13 protein-coding genes, 2 tRNA genes and 1 pseudogene are annotated in these 15,847 nt (G+C 53.8%); 6 read left to right on the top strand and 10 right to left on the bottom strand.

Annotation, left to right across the window (positions count from 1 at the left end; all coding sequences use genetic code 11):
- The first annotated feature begins 84 nt into the window (after window positions 1-84).
- From FEAC_RS08470 to FEAC_RS08460, 3 genes are all read left to right on the top strand, one after another.
- Window positions 85-624: an RNA polymerase sigma factor gene (locus tag FEAC_RS08470; RefSeq protein ID WP_052566092.1), complete on the top strand. Its 540-nt coding sequence runs from the start codon at window positions 85-87 to the stop codon at window positions 622-624.
- A gap of 53 nt (window positions 625-677) precedes the next feature.
- Window positions 678-1,577: a hypothetical protein gene (locus tag FEAC_RS08465; RefSeq protein ID WP_035389882.1), complete on the top strand. Its 900-nt coding sequence runs from the start codon at window positions 678-680 to the stop codon at window positions 1,575-1,577.
- 123 nt (window positions 1,578-1,700) lie between these two features.
- A tRNA-Ile gene (locus FEAC_RS08460) sits at window positions 1,701-1,774 on the top strand.
- An 885-nt stretch (window positions 1,775-2,659) separates the two neighbouring features.
- Here FEAC_RS08460 and FEAC_RS08455 read toward each other — a convergent pair.
- The 6 genes and pseudogenes from FEAC_RS08455 to FEAC_RS08430 all read right to left on the bottom strand — a co-directional run bounded on the left by FEAC_RS08455 (window position 2,660) and on the right by FEAC_RS08430 (window position 9,744).
- Window positions 2,660-4,165, bottom strand: coding sequence for a zinc ribbon domain-containing protein (locus FEAC_RS08455; RefSeq protein ID WP_052566091.1), 1,506 nt, complete (start codon window positions 4,163-4,165; stop codon window positions 2,660-2,662).
- A gap of 66 nt (window positions 4,166-4,231) precedes the next feature.
- A pseudogene (locus tag FEAC_RS08450) lies at window positions 4,232-4,796 on the bottom strand (IS607 family transposase).
- Between the two features lie 204 nt (window positions 4,797-5,000).
- Complete coding sequence (locus FEAC_RS08445) at window positions 5,001-6,443, bottom strand: MFS transporter (protein WP_052566090.1); 1,443 nt, start codon at window positions 6,441-6,443, stop codon at window positions 5,001-5,003.
- 262 nt (window positions 6,444-6,705) lie between these two features.
- The gene (locus tag FEAC_RS08440; RefSeq protein ID WP_201773881.1) at window positions 6,706-7,209 is read right to left on the bottom strand and encodes a GNAT family N-acetyltransferase; all 504 of its coding nucleotides are present in this window, start codon (window positions 7,207-7,209) and stop codon (window positions 6,706-6,708) included.
- A gap of 49 nt (window positions 7,210-7,258) precedes the next feature.
- A complete protein-coding gene (locus FEAC_RS08435) occupies window positions 7,259-8,281 on the bottom strand; it encodes an acetamidase/formamidase family protein (protein WP_035391842.1) in 1,023 nt (340 codons plus the stop codon).
- Window positions 8,278-9,744, bottom strand: coding sequence for an APC family permease (locus tag FEAC_RS08430; protein ID WP_035391845.1), 1,467 nt, complete (start codon window positions 9,742-9,744; stop codon window positions 8,278-8,280). Before FEAC_RS08430 ends, FEAC_RS08435 begins: the two co-directional genes overlap by 4 nt.
- Window positions 9,745-10,024: 280 nt before the next feature.
- Here FEAC_RS08430 and FEAC_RS08425 point away from each other — a divergent pair.
- Window positions 10,025-10,100 (top strand) — tRNA-Ala (locus tag FEAC_RS08425).
- On the opposite strand, the gene FEAC_RS14705 is transcribed toward FEAC_RS08425, so the two are convergent.
- The 3 genes from FEAC_RS14705 to FEAC_RS08410 all read right to left on the bottom strand — a co-directional run bounded on the left by FEAC_RS14705 (window position 10,071) and on the right by FEAC_RS08410 (window position 12,563).
- Complete coding sequence (locus FEAC_RS14705) at window positions 10,071-10,856, bottom strand: Fic family protein (protein ID WP_081901281.1); 786 nt, start codon at window positions 10,854-10,856, stop codon at window positions 10,071-10,073. The two genes, FEAC_RS08425 and FEAC_RS14705, sit on opposite strands and share 30 nt — an antisense overlap.
- 90 nt (window positions 10,857-10,946) lie before the next feature.
- Window positions 10,947-11,747, bottom strand: a complete 801-nt coding sequence (locus FEAC_RS08415; RefSeq protein WP_052566089.1) for a metallophosphoesterase — start codon at window positions 11,745-11,747, stop codon at window positions 10,947-10,949.
- A 156-nt stretch (window positions 11,748-11,903) separates the two neighbouring features.
- Complete coding sequence (locus tag FEAC_RS08410; RefSeq protein ID WP_035391850.1) at window positions 11,904-12,563, bottom strand: hypothetical protein; 660 nt, start codon at window positions 12,561-12,563, stop codon at window positions 11,904-11,906.
- A gap of 536 nt (window positions 12,564-13,099) precedes the next feature.
- Here FEAC_RS08410 and FEAC_RS08405 point away from each other — a divergent pair.
- Together FEAC_RS08405 and FEAC_RS08400 are read left to right on the top strand one after the other, a co-directional pair.
- Window positions 13,100-14,023, top strand: a complete 924-nt coding sequence (locus FEAC_RS08405; RefSeq protein WP_035391852.1) for a hypothetical protein — start codon at window positions 13,100-13,102, stop codon at window positions 14,021-14,023.
- Window positions 14,024-14,089: 66 nt separating this feature from the next.
- On the top strand, window positions 14,090-14,470 hold the full coding sequence (locus FEAC_RS08400) for a hypothetical protein (protein WP_035391853.1): 381 nt from the start codon (window positions 14,090-14,092) through the stop codon (window positions 14,468-14,470).
- 1,028 nt (window positions 14,471-15,498) lie between these two features.
- Here FEAC_RS08400 and FEAC_RS08395 read toward each other — a convergent pair.
- Window positions 15,499-15,735, bottom strand: a complete 237-nt coding sequence (locus FEAC_RS08395; protein ID WP_052566088.1) for an LPXTG cell wall anchor domain-containing protein — start codon at window positions 15,733-15,735, stop codon at window positions 15,499-15,501.
- Between the last annotated feature and the right edge of the window lie 112 nt (window positions 15,736-15,847).

Here is a 15,847-nt window from a genome sequence, read left to right as displayed (position 1 = left end):
TGGGGCCGGACGGTAGAGTCGTTCCAGAGTTGTAGGAGTAAGACGTCAGTGTCTTGCACGCCAATGATGTTGTCGAGGAGCTGATTGAGCCAGTTTGGAATTGAAGACTTCCCCGAGGTGCTCAGACAGGCTCAACGGGGTGACGAGGTAGCCTTTCGGGTTCTCTATCGGACCTATCACCCAAACCTGCTCAGATTTCTGCGAAGTCGTCTCGCCGTGGACGCCGAGGACGTCGCCTCTGAGGTGTGGGTATCGGTCTCTAAGGGATTGCAGAAGTTCACGGGAGACGAGGTCGCTTTCCGCGCATGGATCTTTGCAACCGCCCGGCGTCGCACGATAGACCTCTACCGGAGGCGAGCGGTCCGACCGCAGATAACTGTTGAGATGGACGTAGAGGATCTTTCAGATACCCCTGCATCGGAACAACTCGAAATCGACGAAGCGGTAGCTGCGCTGGTGGCCGGCCTGACTGACGAGCAGGCCGAAATAGTGTTGCTGCGGGTTCTTGGTGGACTGAGCGCAAAAGAGGTTGGGACGCTGGTGGGAAAGTCCGAGGCATCGGTGCGCGTCATTCAACATAGGTCGTTGGCCAAGATTGCCGAAAATTTAAAGGATAAGGCGTAACGTATATGAGAGTTGTTGCGTTTATTCCTGCAGGGCAAGGAGTATAAAGGACTTTGGATCCAGAAGAGATCGAGAACATTTTGAATGGCGGCGAAGGTGACGGGTCGTATGCTCACTTGGCTCGCCTCATTCAAAGAGCACAAGCTCCTGCCACGGCCAGTGAGTTAGCCAGAGAGGATCTGGCTGTTGCTGCCTTCCGTCGATTAGCTCCTGTAAGGTCTTCACGTAGAGAGCGTGTGCTTTCCCGATTTACCCCACTCAAGGTAGCAGTGGCGGCTGCGGCTTTTGTCGTCGCGGGAGGCGGATTTACAGCAGCGTTGACACATGCGTTCACTCACGCGCCAGCTCATCCCACGACAAGTACTGTGCCAGCAAAAGCCTCTGATAAGGTTGGGACCGTTTCGAAGGCCGCGAGTTCCTCAAACGAGACCTCCTCTCCGAAGCCTTCCACAGGCACAGGCAAAGGCGAGTCGAAGACATCATCGGGATCGAAGACTACGCCCAGTACGACCGGCTCTAGTCAAGGGAAGAAGAGTCCCGATGGCAAGCAAAACGGCAAGAGCAAGCAAAGCAGCGACAGCAAGCAGGCGAAGGGAACGGCGATAGCGCCAGGACTTACTGGGAGTGCGGTACAGGCCAGCTACCGCGGTCTCTGCGTCTCCTACAGCAAGGCCGTTACCACTTTGCAGTCATCCTCGAAAGCTGCGACGAAAGCCCCCAAGTTGCAATCATCGCAGCGATTTTTGCGACTGGCAGAGAATGCACTAAATCAAGGTCTGACAGTTCCGCAGTTCTGTTCTGACATTCTTGGCACGAAGGTCCCAAGTTTGAGTTTGCCAAGCTCTGGGCAGGGTTCGGCATCCGCTACGGGTAACGGGGCTACGGCGGGGTCGTCTTCTGGTTCGAATAAATCAGATTCAGGTGGAGATTCAAGCTCATCTGGATCTAACTAGGACGGAGTCGTTTCAGCGGGTGCGCCAACGAAGTTGCCGTGATTGAACGTATACCTTATTCCTATGTTGGAAGCGCCTAACCGGCGGACTGCCGAGCTTCGGGCTGTTAAAGTGGATGTTTCTGGGGCTATAGCTCAGTTGGTTAGAGCGCAGCACTGATAATGCTGAGGTCCCTGGTTCGAGTCCAGGTAGCCCCACTGTTGCGGATCAAATTCTGACTGGATCGGCCGTTCGCGGCATACGGCTTCGTAGGCTGCTCCAGCACAGATAGGTGCATCCAAATTCCCTAGATATTTTATGAATGCTGGACCCCTGCCGAAGCTTTCCCAACAGTACGGATTTGCGGATCACAAGACAGGTCGAGAAGCTGCCGCGATTTGCCAAGCACTACCCTTGCGCTAGGTGTTTTGCCTGCTGCAAGCTCGGCTTGGGGCTGACAGAATAATATAGTCAACAGTCGTCGTCTGCGAGATCTTCTCACTGATTGGAGATGATCTACATTCTCCTCTGTCTGCCGAACTATCGGCGTCGCTATGAGAAGCTGTTCCGTTGACGTGGGGTGTAGATGGCCGTTGCCGTCGTCAACGTAGACGACATATTTGTTGGCTCCGTCGTCGATGCGTGTCCCCGTGTGGAACTAGCTCGTGCACAGGAGAGGATGCAGTGCAATTGGGACCAATGTTGAACGCGATCCAGGGTCCACTTCTGATAACACGTATGTAGACCGCCGATCCATTGCGGATACTCACGTCTCCGCGGATCCCGCATCACCTTTACCATCGGCGTGGATTCGGCCATGGGTGTGTGGATAGCCAAGCTCCTCTAGGAATGCACCCGTGCAGCCAAGAGGCAAGTTGCTGGCTGAGTCTGGGAGAGACCAGGATCCGACGTGGTGGCTGTGCCGCTCCGAAATACATATACATCTATATGCACCTCTTTTGTTTTCGCTCTCCAGCCGCCTTTGCGTGTTCTGCCCTATCCACAGGGACAGAACTAAGGCGAGTCGATGGTTGACCACCTCCCACGTCCAACTTGGGTTGTCGTGGTTTGCTTGGAGTCTCAGCCGTTGAGCGGTAGCAGCATCATCTGTCGGGATTCCTCTGCTTTCCATTTGCGCGTAGGAACCTCTCCTCTAGGATCTTCTTCACTTCCCCATAGGGAGTGAACCGGTTGATCTCGCGATCTTCGATCCTGTTGAGTAGGTTCATGGCGGCTACGTGGTCTACATCGCCCTGCCAGTTGCAATCCCAATAGGGATTGCGACAGTGAAACACATCCCCGTGTCGGTTGTCACTATGGACATACCCACACCCTGGATCAGGACATGTTTGGCTGCTGTAGGCCGCGTTGACCGTTTTAATGCCGGAACCTCCGACATAGGCATGTACCGTAATGCGTTCTTGGTTCTCGTTCCTTGCCCATGATGAGCAGAGTCGAGAGATGTTCTTAGCCTTAGCCTTGCCTTGCAAGTGAGAGAGGTCTTCGATGATGATCTCTCTTGGCCGCTGTGATGGAAGTTGGGGAACTCGTTTTCTGGCTCTGGTTCTGTTCCCGTCTCCATAGACCACCTCCTTGATCGCAGCGCCGGAAATGGTCTTGAGCTGCGCTCTTGCACGTCTCGTGCGAGCCTGCTGCTTCTTTGTACCCAAGTTGTTTCTGGCGATGTGCTTGGTTCGCCTAGAGCCAGCGTCCTTCTTTGACAGTGCGTGCAGTCTGTTCCTTGCTTTGTCGGTCTTGTTCCGGCGTTCAGTCATGGATGTAAGCGCTCGGCCATACTCGTTGCCATGATGGACTCCCGAGCTATCAGTACAGACCTCGGTGATCCCCCAGTCAAGAGCCACGGCGGGGCCGGTTGCCCTGGGTAGGCGTGCAACGTCGTAGATTACGTGGATGAAGGCTCGCTTGTGTTCTTCGTCTAGTACAACCCTGATATTGCCCGACACCCGAGAGATCCCAGACAGCGGTAGTGAGATGCGCTTGTGGTGGGTTGGGCCAACAACCTGGACATAGCGTCTGGTTTTGCCTTTAGGAGTGTCGCCGTCAGCCACAGAGTACAAGCCAGAGTCCAAAGACATAGAGCGAGCCTTGACGACGGTTGGCCAGCTACTACCGAGCGCATCACGAATGACACGGTGCAGGTATGCAGCTATCTTCGCTCTCGCGTCAGGAGGGATAGCCACCGTTGGAATCTCTGGCACGCCACCACCCATGATCTGCCCGATGGCCGAGTACCGTGCTAGACAGGCGTAGGCATAATGCCTCTCGTTCTCGTCTGTGAATCGCCGCCATGTCTTTGCTTTGATGTCAGCTCTGGCAAAACAGGACTCGATGTGGCGAATGCAGGTATCCACGGCATCAAAGGCGGCTTGGTCTATCAGATGAACGTTGATGCTCGTTGGGTATAGCCCTCGTGCCTTGGCATAGTCACGGAAGCTCTTGCTTCGATCTAGTAGTCCCCACAGGCTGGCTTGGCGCAGATGAGCCACAAAGACGCGCTTTGCGTCGCTATAGTGCCCGATCACCAAGCACAGCTCCCCATACTTGCCCTTGTTGAGTGGCAACGTGGCTAGGCGTACCGTGCGCTTCATGGGAATCTAACCATAGGATGAGGCTTGGACATCGAAGGCTCTGGCATCGAAGGCTCGGACATCGGGTCATGGACTTACCTCTTTGGCTACCTCCTGAAGCCGTTCCATAACCTGTCTGTTCTTATCGCTTCTGGAGCCATGTAGCCTGGCCGAGAATACGGTCACAATCTCGATAACATCATTTGCAAGATCCTCTTCAAAGGTCGAGTCCTCGCTAGCGTTGATAATGATTACCTCAGTGCTCACACAGGGAGAACACCAGTTACGATCCAAACCGGAGCAGTCTGTCCTTATGACTGAGCACCAGTCGTCCAACCTCGCCAGAACAGATCCTCGATACGAGCGCCTTTAGTCCTCGTTTGTGATGGTTGAGTCCTGACCCTAGATCAGAGATGACCTCGTAGGTCCACCCGTTCGCAGCGCAATAACTCTCTAACAAAGCTACCTGGCGAACCAAGTCGTCCTTCTATCCACTGGTTGACACGCGAGCATAAGCAATGGTGGTCCTGGTAGATGGAGCCTTATGAGGCGCAATAGCGCGCAGTTTTGAGAGGTCATAACGCCTTCTACCTCCCTGAGTGTGCACAGGAGGATCAATACGTCCCTCTGTTTCCCATCTCCGTAGCGTCATGGGGTGAACCTTAGAGTTCCTGTGCTGCTACCACAATGGGGACCAACCTTGTCGTATAGACATTATGGTAAAGTTCAGTCAAGAGTGCTTAAATCGGCGGTATCTGTAGCTAGCCCCACACTGGGCTAGCAGTCAGCCGCTAGGTGTTAACGGCACCGGAGAAACGGCGTGGACCTTAAGTTGCTCAGGATGGAATGGACGTCACTAACTCGCGGTGGCGGTTGGTGACGTGGTCGAGGCCGAGTTGGGCTCGAATAGCACAGGCAATTCACCAGACGCATCCTCGAGGGAGCGTCCGCGGGGTTCAGGAAGCGCGACTATGGTTAGGAGAACTCCCACGATGGAGACAGCGGCCATGATTCCCATTACTCCACTGATCCCCACGCTTTGGAGTAGGTGGGGGACCAGCAGCGCACCTAGGAAGCCTCCGAACTTACCCGTTCCTGCTGAAATACCATCTGCGGTACCGCGTATTGATGTGGGAAAGACCTCAGCTGGGTAGACGAACGTGGTGACATTAGGGCCGAATTCAGTGAAGAAGTAGCTAATGGCGAAGAGCGGGAGGAAGATCGCCACGGAGGTCGCCCCGCCTGGAATCAACCAGATGAGTGCGAAGGCGGCGGCCATCACGGCAAAACCCTGCCATTGGATTCGCCGTCTGCCAATGCGATCCATAAGGAAAACGGCCAACCAATACCCAGGGAGGGCAGCTACTGCGAAAATAAGGAGTGATAACAATGTGTGAGATAACAACGACCCCTTCGGCTGTAGTAGCTTGAGAATCAGAGGAGATGAGACCGAGTTGCCATAGAAAGCGATATCGAGTAGGAACCAGCCTCCTGCGGTTCCGATGAGCCGCAACAGGAATGGCTTTTGGGTCAATCTAGCGATAGGACGAGGACGCATGCTGGCTCCGGCTGTCGCTTGCTTCTCCGTGGAGACGAATGCTTGTTCTCCGGTTACCCATGCGACCGTCTTGGCGGTAGCGGCGAGGTCTCCCTTAATTCCGAGAGTGTATCGTGGGGTCTCTCGAATCTTCCGACGAAGATAGATTACCGACGCTGCTGGAATCGCACCGAGTGCCAACATGATTCGCCAGGATAGATCGGACGGTACGCCACTACTCAAGAAAATTGAAGCTATGGCTGGACCTGCAATAAGTCCAAGTGCCTGCATAGAGAAGACAGTCCCAATCAACTTGCCTCGAGATTTTCGGTTCGAATACTCAGATGTAATGACAGCGGAGGTTGCATAGTCGCCGCCCACACCGTAGCCAACGATGATACGAAAGATCAGCAACGAGGTGAAGTTCCAGGCAAATGCACTAAGAATGGCTCCAACTACCAAGATCGCTACTTCAACCCCATACATGCGCTTTCTGCCAAGTTTGTCCATCAGACGGCCGAAGGTAAGCGCGCCAGCCACCGACGCCAACAGCGATATCGAGTTCAACAGCGAGATTTGATTGGTGTTGAGGTGAAATATAGGCGTGAGCAGGACTGTCACTGTGCCGATTATGAAGAGGTCATACGCGTCTGTAAAGAACCCCATGCCGGAGGTGAAGACTGTAAGCCAGTGCTTACGTCCAACCTTGGCCTCGTCCAGGGAGTGATAGAGGTTGTTCATAGGCGCCTCTGAGTCTGCCATAGTCTGGATCCTCCTGACCGCGAGTACCGTTGCATGTTCGTAGTCTTCAAGCTAGCGGCCCTGTGCGAGCGTAAGGAAAACGGAAGGTTGCGCTCAAGTAATCGAATAGTGAACGCATGGTAAACAAGATGATCCGATAGGAGACGGTTGAAGATGCAATTGGTCCATCGTTGAGCGGTGATAGCTGCTTGCCCAGGAGGATGGAGGTTTCTAGCACGCAATCAAAGACCCGAACTTGGAGCGAAAGGCTGTAGCTGGATCGCTATTTTGGCAATATTCTCACCATGCTGAGTTCGCATAATCCCTCTGGCTCATCGTGGCGCTCGCCAGTGTCAATAAATCCATGCCGTTCGTAGAGTTCACGCGCTGGCTGATTGGTCGCGCGGACACCAAGACGAACCTGGGCAAGACCATACTCAGTCGCCCACTGCAAAACCCCGTTCACCAGCTGGTCGCCTACTCCTCTACCTCGAAATCTGGGACTTACCCACATTGATTGCAGCTCAGTCTCGATCTTTGTTGGCGGTGTTGTGGCCACCATGCCGGCTGGCTCTCCATCGAACAGGCAGACTAGCGTCAGCGCAGAGTTCCGCAGTCGGCCACGCCACCGATCCTCGCGATCGTTGTCCCCGCTCCACTGTTCCAGCGTGGAGCCAAATGCATATGGAGCGTCCTCCAATGCCTGAAGCCTTAGCGTTCTCCACAGAGGCCAGTCCTCCTCTGTAAGCGCCACAAGGCTGAGCATCTCGTGGTAGCGATCATTCATGGCAAAATGCTAACTTGTTCGTCGCTAGCTCTCTTGCCTGCTGGAGTGGTTAGCGGCCACTGAGGTAGTCCGCGGCCACCCGTCTCGCGTGTTGGTGCGCACCACCATACAGGGCGGAAATGTCCCCCAGATACTGGCGGTTTACCTTGGCAACCGAGGTGTAGTTGGTGTCACAGACGTTCGCCAGTGGTGACTCCACCAACTGTGAGACCAACTGGTATGAGTCCATGCGGCCGATCCCACATAAGGATGCCACCCAATCCACCATCTCGACCTGGGCTATTCTGAATGCATCCTCGAGCGGACGTGCTGATCCGGTCGTCATCAGGTACTTGTCAGACTCCAATTTGGGCCAGGGGGTGCTGGTGCCCTTTATTAGGTCAAGGTAGAGGACCGTGTTCATGGCGCATTCGACGGCTACGCCACAGCTTTCTCCCTCACCCTGTCGGGCATGACCATCACCAAGCGAAAAGAGTGCCCCTTCAACATTGACGCCTAGATAGCAAGTAACTCCGGCACGAAGCTCAGGGGTATCCATGTTCCCGCCATGCGCATCAGGTACCAATGCAGAGCGAACCTCGAGATTAGCAGGCGCAACTCCGACGGTGCCGTGCATTGGATCCATGGGCAGTTCGACTGAGAACTCGCCCACGTTCGACCGAAATCGGCATTGGCGAGTTTTCCGATCAAGTTCCCAGATCCACACGATCTCTGGTAGTGGATCTTGAAGTGTCGCCGTCAGGTGAGTAGAGGTAAGAGCCCCGAAGAGTGGAACGGTGGTGGAGACTGCCCAGTCTCGAGCGGGTTCGATTTCGATGAAGTGTGCTACTACGGTGTCGCCCGGCTCGGCTCCTCTAATGTAAAACGGCCCAGTTTGAGGATTCAAGGATGGAAATTCGCAGACTTCAGACACAAGGTCCGTCTCACTTCGGACTTTCCCAGCAAAACAATCTTCAGTGAATACTTCAAGTATCGTCCCCGGCTCTACTTCCATGACCGGTTCGCGTCCACCAAACGTCCAGCAGAGCTGCTCTTCGGTTGGAGTGAACTTAATAATTTGATGGTTCATCATGCCCTCGGTTCATCGACAATCTCTTCGAGGAAGACCTCTGAGATGCGGTTCACCGCTCCTGGCGAGGCCGAACGAAGACGTACAAATACTATCACTCCGAGGATCAGCCAGATGGCTACTATGGGTCCTGCATACGAAGCTGGTGCGGTTAGTGGTGAGATGAATGAGAATGCCGCGATTCCAGCACCAGCAAGTAATGCTGGGAATAGGAACGCGATGGCCAGAATCGGCACGATACCGTGCGAGAAGAAGTTAAAGCGTTCCTCAGATATAGACCGTGCGAAATACACCATCGATGAGAGGTTCATCAATATGTAGACCGCAACGACGACGATCGTGATCAGAGTTCCATCGAGGGCAAATCCATTCTCTGGACCGAATGCGAGCCCAAGGATCAACGTAGCTGCAGCTGAAACGATAATCTGAGAATACACGGCGATATGGGGGACCTTAGTTTTGGCGTGTACCTTGCCGAGGATACCTGGGAAGACCCCAATACGTCCTAAGGCGAAGGCCATTCGGGTGGAGACCGAAGTGCCTGCATTGGCGTTGCCGATGGTGGAGTTAATGATTGCTAGAAAGATCAGAATCCAGAAAAGGCCATAAAAGTCACGGCTCAGTCCAATCCAGGAGGCGGCTCCCGCGCCGGCGAAGGACGAGAACCGAGCTGGCCCATAAGCTACCGAAGCCGCATAGGTGGTGAAGACATAGACGAGTCCGATCGCCAATGTGGACCCTAGAATCGCGAAACGAATGGTCCGCTTGGGATCTTTCGCCTCTTCAGCTAGTGGAGCGGCGGCCTCAAATCCAGCAAATGCCAGGAGACTGTACACCGAACCAGCGAAAACTCCCGATATACCGTGGAATCCTTTTGGTGTGTATTTGGTGGTGAACACCGACAGTGTGTTGTGGGATCCCGCGTGTACTACGAAGAGAATTCCGGCAGCTAGGAAGACTACGATCTCAATACTCCCAAGGATCGTTCCAGTCTTGGCAGAGGTGGTGATTCCGAGCAGAGCGAGCGCACCCACTAGAGCGATACCTAACAGAGACCATGGCCACCACAGGTTGCTTGGGTAACCGAATTCGGAGTTGAACGTACCCGCGACCGTAAACCCAAGCTGAAGAAAGAGCAGTGCTGGTACGAGTGCGTATACAAACACGTATCCCCAACCAACGAAGAAACCTACGATTGGATGCAAAGCGCGAGACGCGTAGGTGGCAAACGATCCTGCTGAAGGAATACGAGAGGCGAGTTCACTGATCGAAAAGGCGGTGAGCAGGCTGCCGATAAGTGCAACAATAACAGCTAAGGTGAGCGCACCTCCGGCAAAACCTGCGCCAGCCGGAATCGAAGCGGCAATTGCCGCACCCGGGGCCATCGCGGTGATGCTTTGGAATAGAACCTCGCGACGACCAATCGCTCCTGCTCGCAGTCGCCCCGAATCTGATGTTGACGTCATCCAACCCCCCCTGATACGCCCTTAACTAGTGTTGCGATGATCATAATTGATAACTATCGGACTGAATGCGGAAGTCGTGTAATATTTGTTGCAGAATATTTCTCGGGAATAGTTCAATGTTATTGCTAGCTAGTCGTAACATGGATGCCTTGAGTATGTGTAGACGGGCGTTCCGCTCTATGCAGCTTTCCAAGCTCGTCCAAATGCGCAGGATTAGTCGGCAGATTCAATGAGACGGTTAGACTCTCTAGATCAAACAGAGATGTTTTGATTATTTCACGGGGGCGTAGCTCAGCTGGAAGAGCGCCTGCTTTGCACGCAGGAGGTCAGGGGTTCGAGTCCCCTCGTCTCCACCAAGGGCCACTTCTAGATCTAAATGCTAACTCCAAGCGTTGATCGATCATAACCTCCACCGCCTTTGCGGTAACGGCTATGAACTCAGTATCATCGCCGTCTGTGTAGGCTCGCCCGAGAGCGCTGATGTACTCGTTACGCTCCGAAACGCGATACATAGCCGGTAGATATCCGAAACGCATAAGCACCAGGTTGACCAATAGCCGAGCCATTCTCCCGTTACCGCCTGTAAATGGGTGGATCCGGGAGAACTCGATGTGGGCGCGGGCTGCGAACGTGATTGGATCCTCGTTCTCTGGCCCTCGATCTAGGCGCTCAATCAATCCTCGCATCGCAGTTGGCACCGTCATCCAGTGAGGCGGGATGTGTGGGGATCCCGAAATACGAATCGGCTGTCGTCGGTAAGCCCCTGCGTCATGGCCACGGATTCGATCCATTACAATTGCGTGCAACTCAAGGATCACCTCTTCACTGATGGGTTTGCCAGAGGCGATGGAGTCCTCTAGCCAGATGAGGGCATGGTGGATGTTGACTACTTCAAAGCGTTCTCTAAGGAGTTTACCTCCGACGGTCATGCGATCTTGGACGATCGTTCTGGTCTCCTCCAAAGTATGAGAGTTGCCCTCTATAGCGGTGGTCTCATATACATAGCGGACCATAAATTCATTGCGAAGGCTCTGTGGACTCGCTACAGACAGCGGAGGCAAACTGAGCAATTGCCTGTGCTTGGCGATCACCCGCTCAAGTACTGCTTCCATCCGAACCCTCCAAGACCCAACCAATTCGGCTAAATGCTGACGGTAGCGTAGATAGATCCTATCTTTGTGCCACCGAGAGAAACAACACCGTTATCTCCCCACCTCTAGACACCGAATCCCACCTGACTCATCACGCTCATAGAGCCTCCACCATCCAAAGCGTTCACGACCCTGCTTCTTTGTCGCTGGTGGTACCGCATTCAAAGCATTGACGATGGTAGTGCCGATTGTGCCCTCAAACCCAGCGTGCATGTGACCACAAAGATGTAGCGTCGGCCTGATAGCCTCGATGAGGTCTCTGGTTGAATCATTGCCGCGGCCAACACGCATATCACTCGGCCAGTCATGTGTTAAGAGGACATCAATCTCGCCAAGACGAGACGCCTCATGGAGTGTCGTGGCTACCTCCTCGCGCGAGAAGTAGGTTCGAGCCCGTAACGACTCGGATCGCGTACCGGGATCGGCATTCGGGGACGATATCCCAGAGAGCCAGGCAACCTTTAGTCTGTTCTCGAGCATTGTCGCTCCAGCTCTCCCGAGATAGTAGACCGACAGGTCATCTCCCCAGGGGGCAGGAAAGGGTCCAGGTAATGCATCGAGGGCTACATAGGGCTCATGATTCCCACCGATGAAGTACAGAGGTGAACGGATATCTCCTTGACGCAGGGCAGAGAAGTCTCCAAGTGAACGGTACTTCTTAGGAGTATGACAGCCAGCTAGATCCTCTTCGTTTCGATGTGGTTCAGCATCTCCCACTTGGAGGACAAGGTCGGGCACCTTCCCAAGGATCGCCTCCGCCATAGCTATCGCCTCGATCACACAGTCCCAGTGGCCATGGACATCGCCAATAGCGAGGAAGGTTGTGTTGTTGTCGGGTTCCAGGCTTGCCATGTAATCAGTGTATGGAGCCAGAGGTCCTGGACTCACCCAAGAGTCGACAGCGAGTTCCCGAGTGGAGTCGGGCGAGCACCCAGTCAATAGTGAGGATGGCCGCCGCTCTGACGAGGGCTGCCGATCTTCATCTTGTGCACTTCAGCTCCACAAAACTCACAGTGGCAGCGCCGGCCAAGACCAACCCTCGCGATTCGAGACCAACCACCACGAGATCTCGCCAGAATCTGCACTATTCGGACGCCTCTTCAGCATGGTACTCATGAATATCACAAATGCGAATATGAAGAGGATCACTGCGAGGACTATGAGAGCGATGCCCTCTATCGCAGCATTCCGGAGCGGTCCTCGACATACCAGGAGCCCCAATGCGTGGGCATTGTCGGAACCCATGAGGTATGCCAATGGATTTCCACAAGAGGCTGGTAGCCCCAGTAGCGAAATACTATCGGTTAGTAGGAGTCGCGCGGCGCCTAGTACAAAGCACGCCGTTGCCCCAAGCACCACCAGCATCACCCGCACCGAAGACACTGAGACATCGGCACCGCACTCATCGACGAGCCGTTGCCAGATCCTCGTTGCGGTGTGTCGCTGCTTCTTTGGAACCTTTAGGTCCTCCGTTAACCACGCACGTATCGTCGACTCGTAGGGTCCAAGTTTTGGACGCATCTTGATAGTCGACTTGCGCTCTGGTGGGATAGCGCTGGCAAGTGCCCGACGCACCTCTCGTCGATGGACTTTGAACTCTTTGGCTGTCGCCCGAATTGAACAACCCTCTTTACTAACGGCATGCCTGATACTCTGATAGAGCTCCACTCTCAACATCCTTTTCTGACTTTTTGAAACAATTCGCATGCTTCAAGCCCACGAACCGTGGTGTTGAGGGTGGGGCCAATTAAGTCAAGCGTGGTGGGGCCAGATTAGTCAAGCGTTTCCACACGGAGATGCACCTGGGGCCGTCCAGGGCGTATTGCCAATACGCTCGGATTGACAGTTGAGGTACATCCTGCCAACTGGGACAAGCACGGCAAGGTTACTGGGCCGATTCGCAATCAAGAGATGCTGGACAGCGGAGCCAATTTAGTGATCGCATTCGCTGGAGGACGTAGAACCCAAGACATGATTACGCGAGCACGCAACGCGGGTGTTCCAGTCGAACCGGTTACACGATGGAACGTGAACAACAAAAAGTCTATACTCTAGGTTATAATAACAATATGCAAGGAATAATCAAGTGTCCTATATGCGGGAAGCCCTATAGATGGTTCGCGCATACGACAGCAGATCATTCTGCATGTCCGAGCTGCGCCCGTGAAGCCAACAAGTAAACAACAAGAAAGAAAGCATATCTTATGCGTCGTATCGTCCTACCAGTAACAGCAATCGCGGTCCTTCCGCTAGTTCTAGCAGCCTGTGGAAGCACTAGCACAACAAGTTCCAAGACGGCTACCAACACAAGCTCCCAGACGGGCGCAGCTCGTATCTCTCCTCAAGCAGCGGTTGACGCTTCGTATCACGCCGCAGGCGCGTCTCCCACGTCATTTCATGTGAACGAGACCGTTGGTATTGTAGTCAACGGTAAGAACTATCGCGGTAGTACTATCTCCGGCGACGTCTATAGCGACCCGTCTAATCCGGCTGCTACCTACGCATCTTTGACCGAAAATCTCTCAGCACTCAACAAGAGTGAAGGCAGCATGTTGATGCTACTCAAGAATGACAAGCTGTACATCAATGCCGGTGGTATTCACGGCAGTGGCCTTAGCGTAACGTCAGGCTGGAAAGTGATATCGTTGCAGACTTATGCCAACAACATTGACAGCATGGCATCAAACCAAATTACGCCAACAGCAATCAAAAGCCCACAGTCGGGCTTGCTCACGGCTCTCGTAGGCTCTGCAAAGATCACGGCTGACGGTTCATCAATAGTTGGAGGGCAAGCCGTTAACGTCTACACAGCAACAGCACCGTATACGAAGCTGATTCCGGCTATGGCTAAATCCAAAGGCGTGTTATCGTCTTCGTTGGGCGCGGTACTGTCTGCACACCACGCGCCCGGCAACGCCAAGCTAACCATCGAGACCACGAAAAGCACCAACCGGATTGCTGACGTAAACGGTGTGTTTGCTGCCACGTTTGCCCCAGTCAAAGGGTCGTCAGTCAAGTATCATTTTGTTATTATCCGCGTACAGCAGCAGTACAGCAACTACGGAGTGAAGTTCACGGTAAACGCACCGGCATCGGCTAAGCCAATCACGAGCTTAAAGCAGCTGTAGCTCTTTGTCACGATACAATTCGGGCTTACATTGCCTTTAACGATCTAGTGGAAAGAAGTAATTTCTATGCGTCGTATTGTCCTACCAGTAACAGCAATAGCAGTCCTTCCGCTAGTTCTAGCAGCCTGTGGAAGCACTAGCACAACAAGCGCCAAGACGAGTTCAGCCCCGCTCTCGCCTCAAGTAGCGGTGGATGCTGCGTACCACACCGCTGGTGCTTCTCCCACTTCGTTACATGTAGACGAGACCGTTGGTATTGTAGTCAACAGTAAGAACTATCGCGGTAGTACTATCTCCGGCGACGTCTATAGCGACCCGTCTAATCCGGCTGCTACCTACGTATCTGTGACCGAAAATCTCTCAGCACTCAACAAGAGTGAAGGCACCATGTTGATGCTACTCAAGAATGACAAGCCGTACATCAAAGCCGGTGCTACGGCTCGCTGAGCTCCTCGCTCAATGCTTCATCTACTTCTGTATCGATCCCCGCACCACCAATCGACCAGTGAAGAGCCTTCCTCGCTGTCGGAAAGCCGTCCCAGGACTCGACCCACAAGGCCAACCAGGTACTCCCGATGAACCGCGTACGCGATTTTGTCTTCAACCTTCTTCAGCTCGCACCTGGTTTGCCTCCAACCAGTGAAACTGGTTTAGATTTCCTCGCACACTCGCCTCACTAGAACGACTAGCAGTAACCACTTTGTAGCGCTACGTGTTCAGTCCTGCTTTCATCCGGACTGAAATTCATGCCACGGGTTCACCGACCATTTACAAAGTCGAAGTACCGCCACCCATCGAGCCGCCCCGAATGGAACCGATTTGAAAGGAATAGAAAGTCGGATAGGCAGTAGTGCTTTCGTGCTGGGATTGGCGATGCTCCTCAGGCATGAACAACAGAGAGAGGCGGGAAAAAGTTTGGAGTCAGGGCGCCACGGTTTCCTATTTGGCAGTTGATATGCCGTGGGGAATCGGCCTGGACTTGAGAATTGGAACGCAGAGTACTCCAAGACCTCTGTTGTGTTCTCGTGGGTGCTATCGTCCTGGTATGTTCGCGCGCATCTCGAAGTAACCGTTTCGGCCGGCTGTGAGGGCAGTCCCAGCAGGCAGGCAATGTTCTTGGGCGATCGTCGCTCATAAAGGCCATCGTTGCGATGGTTTGCTCAGTTAAAATGGGAGTTCAATCGGAACATTATGAAAGGGACACGACTCGTGCAATGATTATTGATGTCTCGAGTTTCTCCCCCAACACCAGCATTGAATCCTCGGTTATGCGTAGCAATTGCAGCGAAGAGGTTTGATCAAGGGGCAATCGGCGACACATGGACACACTGGTGCTTGAAGGAGACCACCTTTGACTGCATGAATAGATTTGGATAACACCCCACGACCCTCCTACCGATGGGCCTCGCCGACCATCGAAACGATGGTAGAACGAAGAACAGATCCAGCTCAGTAACGGTGGCACAGAAGAGATATCACAACCCGCTGTCATGTGCTTCCCGCAGCTCGGCTGCCCGACGACGCTTAAACGCTGCTCCACCACTGACGACAACGATCACCATAACTCCTCCAGCTACCCATAGAAGATTAGACGAGCCAGTGTTGCTACTCCTAGACGCGAAGGCAACGGTGGATAGACCGTCTACCCCAGTGAGATACACAGTGTCGGTGGTGGGATCAATCGCGATACCACCCCCGTCGGATGCTGGCACTGCATGGTATGGACCACCTTGTCTGTGGCCCCGTTGATTGCCAGTACTGAATTGTGGCCTTCCACATACACAGTGTCGGTGGTGGGATCAATCGCGATACCACCCCCGAACA

The sequence above is a fragment of the Ferrimicrobium acidiphilum DSM 19497 genome, assembly GCF_000949255.1.
Taxonomy (GTDB): domain Bacteria; phylum Actinomycetota; class Acidimicrobiia; order Acidimicrobiales; family Acidimicrobiaceae; genus Ferrimicrobium; species Ferrimicrobium acidiphilum.
The sequence above is the reverse complement of the archived record's forward strand: the minus strand, read 5'-3'. Positions and strand labels throughout refer to the sequence as shown.